Raw genomic sequence first — 16,690 nt, forward strand, 5'->3', positions numbered from 1 at the left:
ATCGACACCCCCGGTGCTGCGAGCCGGTTCCGGTTCGCCGGCACCAAGGGGCAGACGGTATCCGTCGAGGTGGCCTTATCGACCCTGACGCCGTCCGGCTGCTTCTTGTCGCTGCGCGAGCCGGGCGGCAAGGAGATCGCTACAGGATGCATCAGCAGTGACGGCAGCGGCTCCATCGACACCACGGCCCTGCCGGTCGACGGCGAGTACACCCTCGTCATCGCTCCGAGGTACACCGACCCGATCAGGAATGGGACCGGTGAGTCGCAAGTGCGGCTCTACACCCGGTGAAATCCTCACGTTTCCGGTTCGTGTCGGGGCTGTCGAACCATTGCACGGAATGCCAATACGGGTTCCGATGCTCGGGCACGAAATCCAGACCCAGTGCAGACGCGGCAGCAACTGCGTCAGATCCGAATCTGCGGTCTCGCTTGGCCGAACTCGCTGATTTCGGACCGACGATCGGCGGCGTTGCTGAGCCGCTGTTCGTGCCGGTTGCAGTGCAGGAGCACTCGTGGTGCGGTGTTGAGCGTGGACGGCGCCCTGGTCCCGACCCGTGATCACAAGGTCGCCGCGCCGAGCAAGAACTACCGGTACTCGACGAATCACCAAGTCGTCATCGACGCCGACACCGAACTGGTCGTCGCGCTGGGAAAACCGTTGCCGGGTAACCGCAATGACTGCCGGGCCTGGGTCGACTCCGGTGCCTCCCATGCTTGCCGCAACGCGGTGGTGATTGCTGATGGCGGCTACCAGGGCACCGGTTTGGGATCATCCCGCACCGCCGCTCGCCCGGTGTCGAGCGGCCGGAATGGAAACAGGCCCACAACAAGTCCCACCGTAAGGTCCGTGCCCGTGTCGAGCATGTTTTTGCCCGGATGAAGACCTGGAAGATCTTGCGCGACTGCCGCTTACGCGGTGAGCGGGTGGGTGTCGCGATGGCCGGGGTAGCGGCTCTGGCCAACCTCGCCCACGCCTACTGATTCCCTGTTAGGTGGACCGATCATTGTCACCGACCCCAGACTTACGGGACATTCCTTAGGCCGAACCTACCCAGCTCCCGTGCTGGGCAATCGACGAGGCCGCCGCCAACATCTTGCTCGCCGACAACGACAAGTAGCCGTCACTCCGCGAAAATGGAGACCGGTAACGGCTGGCTCAGTAGACATATTTGCCCAGCACCCTTTGCAATTCAATCAGGTCGGGGTTCGAGAACAGCCATTGTCGCTCGTTCGGTGCGAACCGCACCACCGTTGGGCACCCGCGGTCCGGCTGCCCGAGAATCTGTTCGGTTCCGAGCAGCTCTGCCGTCCGCGTCTCATAGATCCTGGCAGCGTAGCGCCCACGAAATAGTGGCAACCGTATCGGCTCGATTCCGGTGAACTCGCAGGCCCGGATCAGCTCACCACCGTCCTGGCTGACCCCCAGGCAAACGATGAGCTGATATCTCAGCGGGTCTGACTGGTTCATCCACTCGGGCGGTTGGAGCGGGGTATTCCAGATCGGGCCGTTGTCGCTGTCGAATACCGCCACCGGATGCGGGGCGGGACCGACGAAAGCGTCCGCCGCCGGATAGAAACCCGGTTGCGGAAGGCACGGTTGGTTCATGCTCTCGATGCCGCGAGGCTGTGTTCGGACCGCGGTGGGGGCCGCGGGTTCGCTGGCCGCTGTGGCCGAGGTTTTACTGGGTTCTCCACATCCTGCGAGCGTCATCATCACCGATACCGTGACCGCCCACCGAAGAACGAGTCCTCGCGCCGCCTTTGCGTCCATGCGCACCCTGACACTCACTATGACGATCCCGCCCCTGCCTCTGCACCGGAACGCTCTCGCCCCGAACTCCGCATCCGCGGCGCCGACCACGATTCCCCGATTTCCCCAAGTCCCTTCGACAGTGACGCTATCGACAACGATCTACCACCGCAAGAAGTCGAGCCCGAGCAGTCCGCACCCCCGCTCCGCGAGGACAGATCCCATCGTCCAGCCGGCGGATGAGGCACAGGCCGCGGTCGCGCTCAACGTCGGCTGCAATGCCCCGGGAGGCCCGAGGTTGAGGGATCCTGTTCGAGCACATGGCGTCACTTGGCCAGCTCGCATAGGCATCCGGCTGAAGCTTCCCCGGGGCTACTGGGGTTGCCGATGGACTCTTCCCGATTCCCACCACCCCCGCATGTCCAACAGCGGGCTCCGGCTCACAGACCCTGCCGCAGATCTGGACCAGTTCGCCGCGCGGCCGCAACCACGACGTCCTCGACGCTCAGGGCTTGCCCGGTGGCCCACTTCCTTACCCGAACCCGGGAGATCTCCTCGACCGAGGTTCGTCGCGATGCCCCGTAAGCGCTACACCGCGACGCCCGAGCCACGATCGAACGCCACCTCGCCGCGATCGAAGCGGGGGTCGACCCGCAGATGGTCGTCGGCCCGCACCTGGTCGATGGGCCAGGCCGGTGGTCGGGCACACGGCGCGTCCAGATGACCGGTGCTTCATGGTGCCCAACGCATATGGGCTGACCTGGATGCCGGTCCGACCGAGTGGGCGAGTGCGCATGGGGCTCCTGTGTTCTCGCGTCCGACGCTCGGTCGGGCCGACCGAGCGGGGTGCGACCGAATCCGGTCGCACCCCGCAGGGAAGGCGGGACGAAATGCCGTCAGGCCTGGGCGTAGTCGACCGTGACGTCGAGGATCCAGGTGACGCCGAAACGATCGCGCAGCATGCCGAAACCGGGCGTCCATTGGGCTGCGGCGAATTCCTCGATGACCGTCGCACCGTCTACGAGGAGCTTCCACAACGCGCCGACTTCCTCGACGGTGTCGCCGCGTACGGACAGGAAGAACGGGTCCGTGGTGATGGTGGTGCCGTTTTCGCGGCGGGTGGTCGGCGCGTCCTCGGCGACCGGTGCGTCCGGGCCGGGCACGTCGTATGCCATGACCCGGAACCCGTTGTCGGCGACAACCTGGCCGAACACCACATTGCTTGCACCCGGCACCTCCGCGGGCATCCCGAAGTCGCCGTAGGTGGCAATCGAGATGTGCCCACCGAACACCGACTGATAGAACTCCAGAGCCGCACGAGCCTGCCCGTGGAAATTCAGGTGGGCAACTGCGTTGATCGACATGATGGCCTGGTCCTTTCACACATGGTTTCGCAGCCGGAGGCTTCCGGCAACGGAATTCACTCTCGCAGCAGTACAGGACAGGGAATGTCCGCTATTCATGGCAATCTGGCCACCATGCCGACCGCCACCTCGACAGCAACCTCCCGTCGCCTGCTCTCGTTGTTGTCGCTGCTACAGGTCCGCCGCGACTGGCCCGGCGGCCTACTCGCCCAGCGGCTCGGTGTCAGCGACCGCACCGTGCGCCGCGACGTCGATCGCCTCCGCGAGCTCGGGTACCTCGTCCATGCTGTCAAGGGACCCGAGGGCGGCTACCGGCTCGACGCAGGTAGCGAGCTGCCACCGCTGCTGTTCGACGACGAACAGGCGATCGCGCTGGCCGTGGCATTGCGGATCGCGGTCGGGGCGGGGGCGGGTATCGAGGAGGCCGCGACGCGAGCGCTGGCGACGGTCCGCCAGGTTCTGCCGGCACGGCTGCGTCAGCGCATCGACGCCCTCGAGATCACCGCGGTCGAATCTGCCGGGCGCGGCGCCGGACCCCGAGTCGACACCGAAGTCCTGCTCGCGCTGAGCGCGGCCATTCGAGCCGCCGAGGAGCTGCGGTTCGACTACGTGTCGCCGACACCGGCAGCAGAAACCGGCCTGCAGCCGCCGCGGCGAGTGCAGCCCCACCACCTGGTGATCCAGGGCGGACGCTGGTACCTGATCGGATGGAATCCAGAGCGCGGGGACTGGCGCATCTACCGCGTCGACCGGATGAGGTTGCGCACCCCCCACGGGCCGCGCTTCACACCCCGGCAGCTGCCGGGTGGCGACGTTGCCGCCTTCGTATCCGCCCGGTTCAAAGGCTCCGAGGGCGCGGACAATTGGCCGTGCTGCGGCGAGGTGATCCTCGATCTCGCCGCCGCTCGCGTGGCACCGTTCGCCGGTGACGGCGTCGTCGAGGAACTCGGGCCCGCCCGCACTCGACTGCTGATCGGGTCCTGGTCGTGGGCCGGGCTCGCAGCCACGTTGATGCGGTTCGACACCGACATCGAGGTCATCGGCCCGCAAACACTGCGCGACGCGTTCGCCGACCTGTCCCACCGCGCCGAGCGCACCGCACGAGGCCGCTGACTGCCGGTCGCGCCGTCGGGTCGATCTAAAGTTGGTCATCCCTCCCGGCTTCCCGACTGCCCCGCCTCCGAGGTGCACGTGATGGTCGACGGCGCGATTCGTCATGGCACCGGAACGGCGCTGGGGAGCGAATTGCGTTGATACGCACGGTCAATCGGAAATCGGGTTCAACATCACGCGACTGCTCGGGCGCGAGCTGCTGCCGCGCGCCGAAGTGCCTCGTGGGCGGTGCCGGATCTGTCCGGTGCGGGCGGCCCGACGCAGCAGGACGGCGGTGGGCACCAGGCAGACCAGCAGCGCGAACAGGCTGGCCTCCGGCCCGAATGCGCCGCCGGTCAGCAGGGAGGACCCGGACAGTGTGGTGTGCAGCAGGCCATGGGACGCGGTGCCCGAGCCGGACACCGTGACACCGAAGACACCGGCCTGGATGAAGTTCCAGCCGAAGTGCAGGCCGATCGGCAGCCACAGTGAGCGGGTCGCGACGTAGGCGGCGGCGGTCAGGGTTCCGCCGGTCACGGCGATCGAGAGTGTGCCCAGCAGCGTGGCGTCGACATTGACCAGGTGTGCCGCGCCGAACAGCAGCGCGGACACGACCAGCGCCACCACGGTGCCGGTACGTTCCTCCACGATGCGGAACACGATCCCGCGGAACAGGGTCTCCTCGGCGACCGCAACGGCCGCCATCGCGCCAGCGGTCGCGAGGAACCCGCCGACCGAGCCCCAGGACAGGCCCTGCCAGCCACCGAACGCCGCGATGAGCAGCATCACCGCGGTGAACAGGCCGGACCCCAGCAACATCCCACGCCACAACCAGGACCACGTGCCCGCGGTCGCGAGTTCGGGGACGCTCGGGCGTGACTCGACGGTTCGCGACAGCCAGCGGTAGCCGACCACCCCGGCGCCGGCCAGACCGATCCCCACCGGCAGCGCGAGCGCCGGAACGGGCGCGACGAGCCGGTCGATCCCGGCGAACGCCGCGATCACGCTGAGCAACACCAGCACCAGGACGGGGAACCGGAACCTGCGCAACCGGCGCCGGCCGGTGGACAGTTCAGCGTGTGAGAGCGCGCTGCCCGCACGATCTATGGGTCTCATGATTCCGATCCCTGTCTGCTGGAGGTTTTCGCAATGGCCACGGACGGCGCAACCGACAGTAGGCAGCCGGAGCCCACCGTGACATCACGCTGGAGGGGGCGATGGCGGTAGCTCTGGCGGGGGACGACGACGGTGCCGGATAGCTTCAGAGGTGCGCAGGGTGTCATCGAGTCACTCGGACTAGAACCGCTCGCTGTCTTCGAACCGCCGATGTCAGTCGTCCTCGTCGGGGGTGTCCGGGTCGCGCAGTGGCCGGGTGGGCACCGCCCAGGTCGGGCAGGTGGAAGCTGTAGTGGCGTTGCAGCCGAATGTGTTTGCGAATGAACGCCGACAGCCGGGCGGCGTCTTCGTCGCGGACCGGGTAGTCCTGGGCGCGTCGAGCGCGATCCAGGTACACCGAGTTCCACAGCACGACGCAGTTGAGGATCAGCCCGAGGGCGGAGAGCTGGTTCTCGATGCCGTCGAGACAGGCGTGGGCGATCTCATCCTTGCGGCCGTGGAAGATGTTGTGCCCCAGGCCGAGACGGCCCTCGGTCAGGTTGGCCTGGGCCCTGCCTTCACGCCGGTAGGGAACAAGCCCTCGGATTCCGCACGCCATCCATGACGTGTCGCGATGACCGCCTGAACCGCAGACGATCGCCGATCAGCCCGCCCACTGCGCACGTTTTCGACATCGTCGCCGACGCCATCCTGCCCGGCGCCGATGCCGGCCCGACTTGCTGTCCGGTACCCGAATCATCACGAGACCACACAGTGGCGCCAATAGTGCCCGCTCTCCCTCGCCTAGCCCATTCCGGGCGTAAGCATGGTCGATACCCGCACGGTATCGGTCGTGCTCAATCGGTCTTGGACGGCAGGCGCGAGCTGGTGCTGGAGTGGAAGTGATCGGATCGGCCATCAGGCAGCGATCGTTCGAGGGACTGCCCCCGCCCAGCATCGGAGTTGACCATGCCTACTGACAACCATCCAGACCCTGTCGTCGAGATCGCCGATGTGCAGGACCTGGCACGCGATGTGCTCGCGATTCCGAATCGCGGCGTCGATCTCGTACCGAACATAGGCGTGATCGGCGGCACGCATTCGGTGCTGGTGGTCGACACCGGGATGGGCCCGCGCAACGCCGAGAAGGTGCTCGCCTTCGCCGCCGAGCAAGCCAAGGGCCGCAAACTCTATCTGACGACCACGCATTTCCATCCCGAGCACGCGTTCGGCGCACAGGTATTCGCCGGGGAGGCGACCTACCTGGTCAACCGGGCCCAGGCCGAAGACCTCGCGCACAAGGGTGAGAGCTATCTCGCGATGTTCCGGCAGCTCGGAGAACCGGTGGCTCGGGAGCTCGAAGGGGTGGATCTCCCTGCGCCGGACCGGGTGTACGACGGCGCCTTCGAATTGGACCTGGGCGGGCGAATCGTGCAGTTGCGCCCGACCGGGCGCGCGCACAGCAGCGGCGATCAGGTCGTGGCTGTCCCCGATGCCGGCGTGCTGTTCACCGGTGACCTGGCCGAAGCCGGCCAGTTCGCGATCTTCCCGTGGTTCCCGCCGTACGACACCGACGTCTCCGGGGTGGCCTGGATCGAGGTGATGGAGCGACTCGCCGCCGAAGCACCTCGGGTGGTAGTGCCAGGACATGGTGCGATCGGCGATGCCCAGCTCCTGGCAGACGTGCGCGACTACCTGCGTGAGCTGCGGGACGAGACCTGGCGGCGACGCGACTCGGCGATGAGCGAGCAAGACATCACCGAGGAGGTCCGCTCGCTGATGATCGAACGGCACCCGGACTGGACGATGCGGGAGTGGATCGAGCGCGGTGTTGGTTGCCTGTGCGCCGAACACGCACGACACCACGCGCCGGCGAACACCGTGCCCGGCTCGGCCGACTGAGGCCGACGCCATGGACGACAACGACAATAACCAGGGCGCCGACAACTCGACGGAGTTGAGACGCCGACGCGGCATCGGGGTGTATTCCCGGATCTTCGAGGTTCCCGAGCACGACGTGGCCTCGGTCATGTCTGCCCGGGTCGGGCCGGTCTTCGCCGCGGAGGCATTTGTCGCCGCCGGGGGAGCGGCCTGGACCCAGCCCGGTTTGACCGGTCGCGATCGCAGCATAGCGATCATCACGGCGCCGGCCGCCCAAGGTATCTCCGGTGACCGGCTCACCACCCACCTGAGACAGGCCGGCGCGCACGGCATCAGCCACGACGGGCTCACCGCTTTGATGACACTGCTGGCTACCTACATCGGCTACCCACGCGCGTCCTCGGTGATGGAAACCATCGAGCGCGCGGCCGATTCCGGCTTCCACCACCGGGACGATGGTTGACGGGCGTGGCGGCCGCGTTCAGCACTCGAGCACGGCGGCGAAAGCTGGCATTCCGGTGGAAATGGCGATGGTCAGGTGGGTCGTTCTGTGGCGAGGAAGGGCATCATGAGGTCGAGCAGTTCGCGCGGCCTGTCCAGCGGGATGATGTGACCGCAATCCGGAATGACCTGTCCTACAAGGTCGTCGGTGATGGGTCGAAGCTGCCGCTCCAGCGCGTCGCCGACGGGGTGGGCACCGATCGCCAGCGTGGGTGTGGTGAGCCGGTGGGCCGCCACGGCGAGATCGAGCTGGTGGGCGCTGGTCGGCAGTGCGCGGTAATAGGAGAAGGCGCACCGGAGGGCGTCGTCTCCGGTGTAGGCATCGACGAACGCATCGTGGATATCTGCCCGCACACCCCGGCCCCGAGTACCGGTGGTGAGAAACCAATCGACATACCGCGCCTCGTTGCCGAGCAGGACCGTTTCGGCGAGACCGGGGACGGCGTGGAATCCGAACCACCACGGGGGACCCGCGGCGAGGAAGTCCTCGGCACCGGGGAGCCTGCCCAGTAGTGCCTCCATGACCACCAGCCGTCGTACCCGGTCGGGGTGGCGCAGGGCGAGCAGGACTGCGACCGGGGTGCCGGCATCGATCGCGACCACGTCCGCGGTGGGTTCGCCGAGGGCATCGAGGATCCCGGCGATATCGGCGGCCAGCGTGCCGGCGTCGTAGCCGTCCGACGCACGGGTGGTGGCGCCGAACCCGCGCAGGTCCGGGGCGATGATCCGGCAGTGCGCGGACAACGGGCCGATGATCTCGCTCCACAGTCGCCAGGTGTGCGGAAAACCGTGCAGCAGAACGATCGCGGGGCCGGAGCCTGCCAGGGCGACGTTGGCACGGATGCCGTTGGTCTCGATCTGGCGCAGCTCGATAGGGGCGGTGTGGACCGGTGGCGTGTGGGCCATGGAACCCTCCGTATGGTTACTATTAGTTACCAGGAAACGGTAGGTAACGTCGGTTGCGCTGCCAAGAAGGCACTTCGACTACAGGTGGTGAGGTCTAGGTGACTACTCGAGCAGCGCAGGCGAAGACGCCGGTTCGCGGCGATCTGTTCGATTGCCAATGCCCGACACGTCAATTGCTGGACCGCATCGGCACGAAATGGACATCGATGGCGGTCAAGGTGCTCGCGCAGGCCGCTCCGGGCGAGGTTCGGTTTGCCGAGCTGCGGCGGCGAATGCCCGGTGTGTCCCAGAAGATGCTGTCGGTGACCCTGCACAATCTGGTCCGGGACGGTCTGGTCACCCGCCGGGTGGAGCCGACAGTGCCACCGCGCGTGCACTATCGGCTCACCGAACTGGGCTTGTCCCTGGAGGTCCCCTTGGCGGCACTGCGCACCTGGGCCGAGGATCATATGGCCGAGATCGACTACGCCAACACCGTCAACGACGCACAAGCCGACCCAACCGTCACCAAGTAGCTTCCCGACACACGCCCATGCCGCACACGTCGGCAAGCTCGATCCGGCGATACCCGCCGTAGATTCGAGTCCCTGGGAACGGCGGATCCGAATTACTTTGCCTACCTTACACATTCGTGACGATGGCATGCCTGCTCGGTACGGGATTCCGCAGAGTACGAGAGGCTACGACGGCGACATGAATGTGCACGCGCCTCACCTGTTCCAGTGTCACCAGGCCGACGCGGTCTCCAGCGTGTGGCGGGGCGGATGTGCCGTAGTCGGCTGGTAGGGCTGGGTTTTCGGCGCTGTCGTACTGCGGGTGCGCGACACTCTGTTCTGACTGTGGCGGTGTGCCGACGGCTTCGCCCCCTGCACATCGCCGGAATCCGGCGTGCCGGAAATAGGAAGTCGAGTCGCGGCCGCGAATGCAGCGGGGACGACCGGAGGCTGGGCGCGCCCGCCATGCCTCTGGCAGGCTCACCTGCGAAGCCCACCCGTCCTGACCGCACCGGCGCTACCGTGGAGGTACCTGTGGGGGAGGAACACGATGGTATCGGTGACGCTGTACCGCTATTCGTTCAATTTCCGCTATGCCCTGAACGACCGGCAGATGGCGGGTTTCGACCCGGGCCGGGCATTCGTCGAGATCTATGCCGTCGACACGCCCGAAGGCCGCGACGAGCGCGGGTGGACCTGTCTGGACCGGAGAACGACGACGCGGAGTATCGGGGTCGAGGCCACCGCCGGGGACTCCGCCGCGTGGATCCGGGCCCAGACCGAGGCGCTGGATGCGCTGTGGATCGCCGAACAGCAGCTCGTCCATGAGCTCGGCATGCGGATCGAGGGCGGCTTTTCACCCGGACTGCGGCGTGATTCGGGCTGGGCGGCGGCCCGCCGCCGCAGCCGGGGCGCGTCACGGCAGGCATTCGACGGACTCGAACAGCGGCTGCACGACATCGCCGTGCGCTATCGCCCCGTCCACGAGCAGATCGGGCGCCGCGTGCGGGAGGCCGACGCACGCGCGCAGGAAGAACAGGCGCGACTCTGGAAAGCCCAGCGCGAGCGGGAAAAACGCGATGACCGCTTCATCGTGCTGGCCGTCCAGACTCGATGGAGCTACCGCGTCACGGAATCAGATCGAACCGTTCACGTCTTCCGCGCCGACGACTCGACCCTGACCACCGGTGAACTGATCGACGAGCTCCAGCGCCCCACCCACCATCTCACCGGCTACACCGTGCACTGGGCCGTCGCCGATCGCGCCGAGATCGAGCGGGTCAGCGGCGCGGATTTCACAATCTGGTGGGCCGTAGTTGCTCCCGGCCACTGGACCGATTTCCGGCGCATCCCGGCCCGCCCGCCGACCCGTTCCGGCCCATATATCGGCGGCCACTCCAGCTACGGCGGCCACTCCGGCTACGACGGCTTCTCCTCCTGCGGTGGCGGCTTCTGACGCGACGGCCCAGCACTTTCGTCGCCGCGCCGCAGCGGGTCCGAGGTCATGGAGGTACCCGACGGGAGAATCCGGACCATGAGCACACCCGAGGACTGGAACACCGAGATCATCGCCGAGTTCCGTGCCAACCAGGGTCGCGTCGGCGGCAACTTCGAAGGCGCCCCGATGGTGCTGGTCCATCACCGCGGCCGCAAAACCGGCCGCGAACTCATCAGCCCGATGATGTATCTGGCAGACGAGCACGACCCCGGCACCATCTACGTCTTCGCCAGCAAGGCCGGCGCACCCACCAACCCCGCCTGGTATTACAACCTCACCACGGCAGGCGCCGCCGACATCGAGATCGGTACTGACACATACCCGGTCACCGTCGCCGAGATCACCGGCGCTGACCGTGACCGCATCTTTGCGGAACAAGCCCACCGCTATCCAGGATTCGCCGGCTACGCGGAGAAGACCGCCGGGATCCGCACCATCCCTGTCCTCGCCCTCCGCCGCGCCTGACCTCGACAGGCGCGTGCCGTGCGGGTGCATCGGCCGTGGCGATCAACCATCACCTGCTTGCCGCCGAGATCGATCGGTCCGTCGCGGGCGCCCGACAGCGCGGGACCGAGTTCTCGGTCTCGATGGAGCGACGCGTCAGCGCACTCGTGACGGTAGCCGCTCGGCCGATGCGCCGGGGACAGCCTTGGTTCGATCGAAGATAGGCGCGGATCGACGGCGGCACGAGTTGGCCAGTGGGGGAGCGCGTCCGACAGCGCTAGTGCGTGTTCTGAGGACTACCGCGTTATAAGTTACTTCTCGTTTCGAGATTGAACGAGGGTTTGCATGGGTGATGGGAGGACGGGTCAACGGGCGGTCTGCCAGAAAATCTCCGGTCTTCTCCTGTGAATATGGCAATAGTTCGGCTGTTGAAGGGTGTGAATCGGAACGCGCTCCTGTGTCAGTCTGCGGTGTTAAGTTAATCTCTATTCCGTCGTTGCGTGATGGGTGGAAGCTCATCGTGCTACGGCGGTCGGCTTGATACTCAACGAGGAGTGGCGCCATGGACGCACTGAACAGGCGCAATGCAATGAAATTCGGCGGGATGCTGGGGGTGGTGGGCGCCTTCGCCTTCGCCACGCCCGCACGCTCGGAACCGTGGAGCTGGTCACCGGAGGGATCCATCGCGGGCTCGGGCTCGGGCGCGGATCCGATGACGGTGTGGGATCCCGAAGCCGATGCCCTGGTCCCCGGGCTGATCGACCGGGGCGACGTCCCCCGGGTCAACGAACTGCTACGGACGTGGAAGACCAACGGGCAACCACTACCGGCCGGATTGCCCGCCGATCTCCGGGATTTCATGGAAAACGCGCGCAGGTTGCCGCCCTGGACCGACCCCGGCAAGCTCGACGCGGCGATCCAATTCAACAAGAAGCGGGGCCTCTACCTCGGGGTGCTGTACGGATTCGCCAGCGGCATGATGAGCACCGTCATTCCCAAGGAGGCCAAGGCGGTCTACTACTCCAAGGGCGGGCACGATCTCAAGGACCGCATCACCAAGACCGCCAAGCTCGGCTACGACATCGGCACCGCGAATTCGTATGCCGCCGACGGGGAAATGATCGTCACGTGCGTCAAGACCCGCCTGGTGCACGCCGCGGTGCGGCACCTGCTGCCGCAGTCGTCGCACTGGGTGCACTCCGCCGAGGAGGACATACCGATCAGCCAGAACGACATCATGGTCACCTGGCACAGCCTGGCCACCACGGTGATGAAGTACCTGCTCTCGTGGAACGTGCCGATCCCGGCGAACGAGTCCGAGGGCTTTCTGCACTCCTGGCAGGTGGCCGCGCATCTGCTCGGCGTCCGTGACGAGTACATCCCGAACTCCTGGCCGGAGGCGAACGGTCAAGCCGCGCAGGTTCTCGACCCGATCCTCGCGGTGACTCCCGAAGGCGTCAAACTCGCCGACCGGCTGCTGGGGCTGGGCGCCAACATCGACTTCGCCATCCTGAGCAAGCCGGTCCTCGGCGCGTTCACCCGCTTCCTGCTCGGTGACACCATCGCCGACGGGCTGGCCATTCCCCGCGAACCCGTCTGGGATCCGTTGCTGCGTGTCTCCTGGGGTCCGTTCATCGCTGTGCGCGAGGGCCTGCTCACCGCAGTCCCGCCGATCGGCGATCCGTACTGGCTGCTCGACGAGTTCCTGCGCAAGGCGGCCCTGATCTACCTGGCCGAACTGCGCATGCCGATCAGCATCGAGATCCCAACGATGAACCGCGACATGAGCAGGCCGCACCGCTGAAACCGTGTCCTATCCCGCTGTTCCGATCCCCCGAAGTAAGGAGACGCACGATGCGTCCATCGCTCTTTCTCGCCGGTGCCGTACTCACATCGGTGGCCGTTCTCGGCGCCGCACCGAACGCGACAGCTCAGCCGGCCGGTCCCGTCGCCGACGCCGGCACCGGTTCGTCGGTCGTCGACTCCGCCTCCAGGGCCGCGCAATCCGCGGTCGAACTCGCTCAGCGGGGTGATCTCATCGGATTCATCGTGCTGATGGCGATCACCCCGATCCAGATGGTCACCGGAGGCGTGTGCGACCTGGCAGTCGGCGCGGGGTCGTCCAATCCCTGTAGCCCCACCCGGTACTGAGGGCACGTCGATATCGACACCACCGCAAGGTCCGACGAGCTGTCTACCCCGTCGGCGTCGCCTGGGGCGACCGGGCCGGTGGGCGCGCGATGGACGGAATCGATCGCGATGTCGTCGGTGGTGGGGGCTTCGGCGACAGCCGCGGCATGGTCGTCGTCGGAGTCGCCGGGGGCCGTGCCGAGGTGCTTGCCGGCGTCGGTGATGGCGTGGAGAACGTCGGCAACGCCGACGTCGTGGCAGAACCGGCCGGGATCGTGATCGTCGTGGTGCTGGACGGCGCGGGCTTCGTGGTGGTCGGCACCGCGGTCGTGGCGGTGACGGTGATGGTCGAGGGATCGGCCGTCACCGTGCTCGGGCCGGGGGTGACCGTGTCCGTCGGGGTCAGGGGGACAGTCACCGTGGATGTCGAGGTCGTGGGAATCGCGCCCGGGTCCTGCACACTGGATGTGCTCTCGAGCGAAATGCTCGCCGTGGCAGAGAAACTCGCACTCACCGAGATCACCGTCGAGTTCCCCGGGGCGGTTTCGGTCGGCGCGACCGTCGGTGTTTCCGTCGAACTGACTGTGCTCGCGGGGGCAGGGTCGGTGGTCGGTGTGTCGCCGCCGGCGATGTCGCCCGGGGCGACGGCCTCGCTCGGTATGTCGGAGGCCGCGCTCGGGGGCAGCACGGCAGCCTCGCTTCCGGCCACGCTGGGATCCGACGTGGCTACGGCGGGTTCGCACGAGAAGGTCTTCGCCTCGTTCGCCCGGACCGGCGGGCCCGAGTCGGCTCGGACGGCGAGCGTCGTCCCGATGGCCGTGGCCACCAACGCCGCCGCCACGCCCGCGCGCGTCAGCTGTCGTCGAAGCCGGTCGGCTGCTGACGTCGTGGCAGGCCGGTCGTGTCGCCGGAGAATTGTCGGGTCGCTGTCCGGCTCCGTCACCGGTTCTTCGGTGTTGTCGACGTTGGGCATCCAGCTCCTGCTTTCTCCCTGGAACTGTGCCGACCGTGATTATCGACGACGGCACATATCGCGGTCGGCGTGGGCATGTGTCAGGGATTCGAGTAGGGATCGACCTCACGCAGCCGTTGCCGGTGTATTCGCTGCAACTCGCCGGCGCGGGTGAGAAAGTCGGCGATTGTTTCGAGTTCGGCGGTGTCGTAATAGCTCAGCAACATCTTGTAGCTCTCGACGATCATCGGTACGACGAGTTCCTGTACGCGATGGGCCGCGAGTTCGGTGGCCATCACGATCACGCGACGACGATCGGTCGGGTGCAGCGAGCGGGCGATATAGCCTTGCTTCTCCAGCCGGTTGAGCATGATCGTGACACCGGCGGAGGTGAGTCCGAGCCGTCCGGCAAGCATTCCGGGCGTCGTGGATTTCTCGTCTTCCAGCAAGACGATCTCCAGTGCGCGCCGATCGGTCTCGTTCACGCCGAGCACTCTGATCACCTCGCGGATCAGATCCTCGACGGATCCGTGATAGAACTCCAGCGCCCTTTTCAGCTCGACCGGGATCCTGGCGGGTTCGCTTGTTGTCGGGCACACAGGCTTTCCATCGATCACGTGAAACCTAGAACCGCTCACCAGAACTCACCGATCAGGGCGTGCTCGATCGCCGGGCGTCCGATTCCGGCCGGCGGAGTCGGGGTGTGAATCGGGCATGGTGGCTCCTGTCAATCGATCGACCGGCAGCTCGGACCCGTGGCTGACGAACATCACGAAAGCGGCACCCGCTCCGGCCGTCGGAGCGTTCGTGGCGGTGTCGGACATGCACTGTACGACATGGCCGGGGATGCGACACCGCGCATCGAAATATTCGGTCGAAGTGACTGCTGTGCACCAAACGCCAAGTGGGGCAAGCACTATCGGGAAACCGTAGTCGCCAGGTGCGGGTCGGGTGAGGTCGGACCGGGTTGCTTGCGCAACCCGGTCCGGAGGTGTTCGCCGCAGGCCGGACGTGTGCACGCCGGCGCTCGTGCGCGGGCTCAGGTCACGTTGGTGGTGGTGAGGGTCGGGGATGGGTTCGGGTAGCACGAGGTCGCGACGTTGCCGACGAAGGAGACGTTGGTCGTCATCGTCATACCGGGACTGGCGTAGCTGGTCCCCGCGTACTTGCTGGTGATCGGCGTTCCGGCGACACCGGCGGTGACGTTGATGGTCACCGCGGGGGGAGTGAAGCTGGTGCCGCCCGCGATCGGACCCGGCACGGTCAGCACGACATTCCCACCCGACGTCGCTACCGAGCCGGCCACGGTACCCCCGGAGGCGGTCGCCGAGACCAAGGTCGAATTCGCGGGAGTCGGAATGGTCATCTTCAGGTTGCTGATGTTGTTCACGGTGAAGCCGGACGCCGAACTGGGAACCGACGAGGCGCCCGGCGTGATCGTGATGGCCACCGCGGAACCCGACACCGCAGAGCTCGGCGCGGTGCCGGTGACCGATGTGTTCATGCTCGAGGTTTGGCCGATACCGAAGATGGTGCCCCGGCAGCTCCAATTCACGCTGACGGGGGCGGCATTTACCGGTGCGGCCAAGCAGAATACGGTTACGACGGCCACCGGAGCGAGAAATCCGGCGCGAAAGAGGGAAGAGGTCGATCTCATGGCGATCTCCAGAAATATCGAGCAGCGGTGTGACGGGATGTCGAGCCGCAAATGGGTGTTCAAAAAATATAGCCCGCGCTGCGCTTTCTGTGGCCGAAATCGTGAATCCGAACATGTCGGGATTATCATTATTCGCGATTAGATATTTACTCCGAATAGTTAATTCCGGAAAGCTTTCGAATTGTTCGCCGGCGCCGGACGGAGTCCGCCGCTGGCAGGGATGTGCGGCTACGTCGGCAGCTATATCGCGCCGGCCACATTCACAAGCCGACGATCCGAAGGCGCGTCGTCGCTTGCTCGAAATCAGTGACACCGCAGTCATTTCGGCGGTCGGCTGAGGCGGTGGGCCGGTGCGACGCCGACACCGCCCGGCCGCCACGGCTGATCACGGACCGATCGACGTCGCTGACAGCCGCCTCTCCTTGGCGGCCTCGTGAAAGGCGACGACCGCCTCACCGTTGATTCTCGCCCACTCGGTGAGCTTTCTGATGGGCTCCTCCAGGGTGCGCCCGAGCTCGGTCATGCTGTACTCCACTCGGGGTGGCGCTTCGGCGTACGCGCGCCGTTCGATGAGCCCGTTGTCCTGTAGGCGGCGCAGTGTCTGTGTCAGCACCTTGCGCGAGACACCACCGATCAGTTCGACCAGCTCACCGTGGCGCAGGGGGCCGTCGCTCAGAGCGAAGAGTGTGACCACGGCCCATTTGCTGGAGATGATCTCGATGGCCATGCGGGCAGGGCAGTCGGCGAGGAACACGGTTCCGGGGCGGAGGCTCACAAGCCGAAGGGTACCTTTTGGTGCCTAACGGATGCCTACCTTCAAACGTATGCAGCACACCACGTTCGAAGACGTCGGAGTCGAGGACCTTGCGCTTCGGCCGATCCTGAAACCCGAGTTCAACGGCGGACCGAACCGTTCCGTGTCCA

General features: G+C 66.3%; 19 protein-coding genes and 1 pseudogene. 12 read left to right on the forward strand and 8 right to left on the reverse strand.

Features of this window, described 5'->3' with window-relative positions; translation table 11 throughout:
* The coding region (locus ACFVAV_RS17920) for a hypothetical protein (protein WP_379036035.1) at positions 1-291 on the forward strand (291 nt) is incomplete at its 5' end.
* Positions 251-983, forward strand: a pseudogene (locus tag ACFVAV_RS17925) (transposase). The gene ACFVAV_RS17920 and the pseudogene ACFVAV_RS17925, both read left to right, overlap by 41 nt.
* A 175-nt stretch (positions 984-1,158) precedes the next feature.
* On the opposite strand, the gene ACFVAV_RS17930 reads toward ACFVAV_RS17925, so the two are convergent.
* Positions 1,159-1,716, reverse strand: coding sequence for a hypothetical protein (locus ACFVAV_RS17930; protein WP_379036036.1), 558 nt, complete (start codon positions 1,714-1,716; stop codon positions 1,159-1,161).
* Between the two features lie 932 nt (positions 1,717-2,648).
* Positions 2,649-3,116, reverse strand: coding sequence for a VOC family protein (locus ACFVAV_RS17935; RefSeq protein WP_379036037.1), 468 nt, complete (start codon positions 3,114-3,116; stop codon positions 2,649-2,651).
* An 84-nt stretch (positions 3,117-3,200) separates the two neighbouring features.
* Here ACFVAV_RS17935 and ACFVAV_RS17940 point away from each other — a divergent pair, with 84 nt between their 5' ends.
* Positions 3,201-4,229, forward strand: a complete 1,029-nt coding sequence (locus tag ACFVAV_RS17940; RefSeq protein ID WP_379036038.1) for a helix-turn-helix transcriptional regulator — start codon at positions 3,201-3,203, stop codon at positions 4,227-4,229.
* 150 nt (positions 4,230-4,379) lie between these two features.
* Here ACFVAV_RS17940 and ACFVAV_RS17945 read toward each other — a convergent pair whose 3' ends face one another.
* Together ACFVAV_RS17945 and ACFVAV_RS17950 are read right to left on the reverse strand one after the other, a co-directional pair.
* A complete protein-coding gene (locus ACFVAV_RS17945) occupies positions 4,380-5,324 on the reverse strand; it encodes a CPBP family intramembrane glutamic endopeptidase (RefSeq protein WP_379036040.1) in 945 nt (314 codons plus the stop codon).
* 163 nt (positions 5,325-5,487) lie between these two features.
* Positions 5,488-5,922 carry a Tn3 family transposase gene (locus tag ACFVAV_RS17950; protein ID WP_379036041.1) on the reverse strand — a complete coding sequence of 145 codons (435 nt, stop codon included), beginning with the start codon at positions 5,920-5,922 and terminating at the stop codon, positions 5,488-5,490.
* 350 nt (positions 5,923-6,272) lie between these two features.
* Here ACFVAV_RS17950 and ACFVAV_RS17955 point away from each other — a divergent pair, with 350 nt between their 5' ends.
* Positions 6,273-7,205: an MBL fold metallo-hydrolase gene (locus ACFVAV_RS17955; protein ID WP_379036042.1), complete on the forward strand. Its 933-nt coding sequence runs from the start codon at positions 6,273-6,275 to the stop codon at positions 7,203-7,205.
* 10 nt (positions 7,206-7,215) lie between these two features.
* A complete protein-coding gene (locus tag ACFVAV_RS17960) occupies positions 7,216-7,647 on the forward strand; it encodes a carboxymuconolactone decarboxylase family protein (RefSeq protein WP_379036043.1) in 432 nt (143 codons plus the stop codon).
* Positions 7,648-7,718: 71 nt separating this feature from the next.
* Here the strand turns inward: ACFVAV_RS17960 and ACFVAV_RS17965 are convergent, their stop codons facing one another.
* Positions 7,719-8,591 (reverse strand): alpha/beta fold hydrolase, encoded by an 873-nt coding sequence (locus ACFVAV_RS17965; RefSeq protein ID WP_379036044.1) that lies wholly within the window; start codon positions 8,589-8,591, stop codon positions 7,719-7,721.
* 98 nt (positions 8,592-8,689) lie between these two features.
* Between ACFVAV_RS17965 and ACFVAV_RS17970 the strand changes: the two genes are divergently transcribed.
* The 6 genes from ACFVAV_RS17970 (at position 8,690) to ACFVAV_RS17995 (ending at position 14,284) form a co-directional block, all read left to right on the forward strand.
* Entirely contained in the window at positions 8,690-9,106 is a 417-nt protein-coding gene (locus ACFVAV_RS17970; RefSeq protein WP_379036046.1) for a winged helix-turn-helix transcriptional regulator, read from the forward strand.
* A gap of 529 nt (positions 9,107-9,635) precedes the next feature.
* Complete coding sequence (locus ACFVAV_RS17975) at positions 9,636-10,541, forward strand: hypothetical protein (RefSeq protein WP_379036047.1); 906 nt, start codon at positions 9,636-9,638, stop codon at positions 10,539-10,541.
* Between the two features lie 78 nt (positions 10,542-10,619).
* The gene (locus ACFVAV_RS17980; RefSeq protein ID WP_379036048.1) at positions 10,620-11,048 is read left to right on the forward strand and encodes a nitroreductase/quinone reductase family protein; all 429 of its coding nucleotides are present in this window, start codon (positions 10,620-10,622) and stop codon (positions 11,046-11,048) included.
* 541 nt (positions 11,049-11,589) lie between these two features.
* A complete protein-coding gene (locus ACFVAV_RS17985; RefSeq protein WP_379036049.1) occupies positions 11,590-12,831 on the forward strand; it encodes an oxygenase MpaB family protein in 1,242 nt (413 codons plus the stop codon).
* Positions 12,832-12,881: 50 nt separating this feature from the next.
* On the forward strand, positions 12,882-13,178 hold the full coding sequence (locus ACFVAV_RS17990) for a hypothetical protein (RefSeq protein WP_379036050.1): 297 nt from the start codon (positions 12,882-12,884) through the stop codon (positions 13,176-13,178).
* An 89-nt stretch (positions 13,179-13,267) separates the two neighbouring features.
* Positions 13,268-14,284: a hypothetical protein gene (locus ACFVAV_RS17995; protein ID WP_379036051.1), complete on the forward strand. Its 1,017-nt coding sequence runs from the start codon at positions 13,268-13,270 to the stop codon at positions 14,282-14,284.
* On the opposite strand, the gene ACFVAV_RS18000 is transcribed toward ACFVAV_RS17995, so the two are convergent.
* Positions 14,211-14,708 (reverse strand): MarR family winged helix-turn-helix transcriptional regulator, encoded by a 498-nt coding sequence (locus ACFVAV_RS18000; protein ID WP_379036052.1) that lies wholly within the window; start codon positions 14,706-14,708, stop codon positions 14,211-14,213. The two genes, ACFVAV_RS17995 and ACFVAV_RS18000, sit on opposite strands and share 74 nt — an antisense overlap.
* A gap of 440 nt (positions 14,709-15,148) precedes the next feature.
* The gene (locus tag ACFVAV_RS18005; protein WP_379036053.1) at positions 15,149-15,475 is read right to left on the reverse strand and encodes a hypothetical protein; all 327 of its coding nucleotides are present in this window, start codon (positions 15,473-15,475) and stop codon (positions 15,149-15,151) included.
* Between ACFVAV_RS18005 and ACFVAV_RS18010 the strand changes: the two genes are divergently transcribed.
* Positions 15,468-15,908, forward strand: coding sequence for a hypothetical protein (locus ACFVAV_RS18010; protein ID WP_379036054.1), 441 nt, complete (start codon positions 15,468-15,470; stop codon positions 15,906-15,908). The two genes, ACFVAV_RS18005 and ACFVAV_RS18010, sit on opposite strands and share 8 nt — an antisense overlap.
* 243 nt (positions 15,909-16,151) lie before the next feature.
* On the opposite strand, the gene ACFVAV_RS18015 is transcribed toward ACFVAV_RS18010, so the two are convergent.
* Positions 16,152-16,493 carry a winged helix-turn-helix transcriptional regulator gene (locus tag ACFVAV_RS18015; RefSeq protein ID WP_379036055.1) on the reverse strand — a complete coding sequence of 114 codons (342 nt, stop codon included), beginning with the start codon at positions 16,491-16,493 and terminating at the stop codon, positions 16,152-16,154.
* Between the last annotated feature and the right edge of the window lie 197 nt (positions 16,494-16,690).

The organism is Nocardia sp. NPDC057663, assembly GCF_042799895.1.
Lineage (GTDB): Bacteria > Actinomycetota > Actinomycetes > Mycobacteriales > Mycobacteriaceae > Nocardia.

Bases quoted from the DNA above. Each gene is read 5' to 3' on its own strand.
- ACFVAV_RS17930 (WP_379036036.1), bottom strand. From the start codon at position 1,716: ATGATGACGCTCGCAGGATGTGGAGAACCCAGTAAAACCTCGGCCACA.
- ACFVAV_RS17935 (WP_379036037.1), bottom strand. From the start codon at position 3,116: ATGTCGATCAACGCAGTTGCCCACCTGAATTTCCACGGGCAGGCTCGT.
- ACFVAV_RS17940 (WP_379036038.1), top strand. From the start codon at position 3,201: ATGTCCGCTATTCATGGCAATCTGGCCACCATGCCGACCGCCACCTCG.
- ACFVAV_RS17945 (WP_379036040.1), bottom strand. From the start codon at position 5,324: ATGAGACCCATAGATCGTGCGGGCAGCGCGCTCTCACACGCTGAACTG.
- ACFVAV_RS17950 (WP_379036041.1), bottom strand. From the start codon at position 5,922: ATGGCGTGCGGAATCCGAGGGCTTGTTCCCTACCGGCGTGAAGGCAGG.
- ACFVAV_RS17955 (WP_379036042.1), top strand. From the start codon at position 6,273: ATGCCTACTGACAACCATCCAGACCCTGTCGTCGAGATCGCCGATGTG.
- ACFVAV_RS17960 (WP_379036043.1), top strand. From the start codon at position 7,216: ATGGACGACAACGACAATAACCAGGGCGCCGACAACTCGACGGAGTTG.
- ACFVAV_RS17965 (WP_379036044.1), bottom strand. From the start codon at position 8,591: ATGGCCCACACGCCACCGGTCCACACCGCCCCTATCGAGCTGCGCCAG.
- ACFVAV_RS17975 (WP_379036047.1), top strand. From the start codon at position 9,636: ATGGTATCGGTGACGCTGTACCGCTATTCGTTCAATTTCCGCTATGCC.
- ACFVAV_RS17980 (WP_379036048.1), top strand. From the start codon at position 10,620: ATGAGCACACCCGAGGACTGGAACACCGAGATCATCGCCGAGTTCCGT.
- ACFVAV_RS17985 (WP_379036049.1), top strand. From the start codon at position 11,590: ATGGACGCACTGAACAGGCGCAATGCAATGAAATTCGGCGGGATGCTG.
- ACFVAV_RS17990 (WP_379036050.1), top strand. From the start codon at position 12,882: ATGCGTCCATCGCTCTTTCTCGCCGGTGCCGTACTCACATCGGTGGCC.
- ACFVAV_RS17995 (WP_379036051.1), top strand. From the start codon at position 13,268: ATGGACGGAATCGATCGCGATGTCGTCGGTGGTGGGGGCTTCGGCGAC.
- ACFVAV_RS18010 (WP_379036054.1), top strand. From the start codon at position 15,468: ATGGTCATCTTCAGGTTGCTGATGTTGTTCACGGTGAAGCCGGACGCC.
- ACFVAV_RS18005 (WP_379036053.1), bottom strand. From the start codon at position 15,475: ATGACCATTCCGACTCCCGCGAATTCGACCTTGGTCTCGGCGACCGCC.
- ACFVAV_RS18015 (WP_379036055.1), bottom strand. From the start codon at position 16,493: ATGGCCATCGAGATCATCTCCAGCAAATGGGCCGTGGTCACACTCTTC.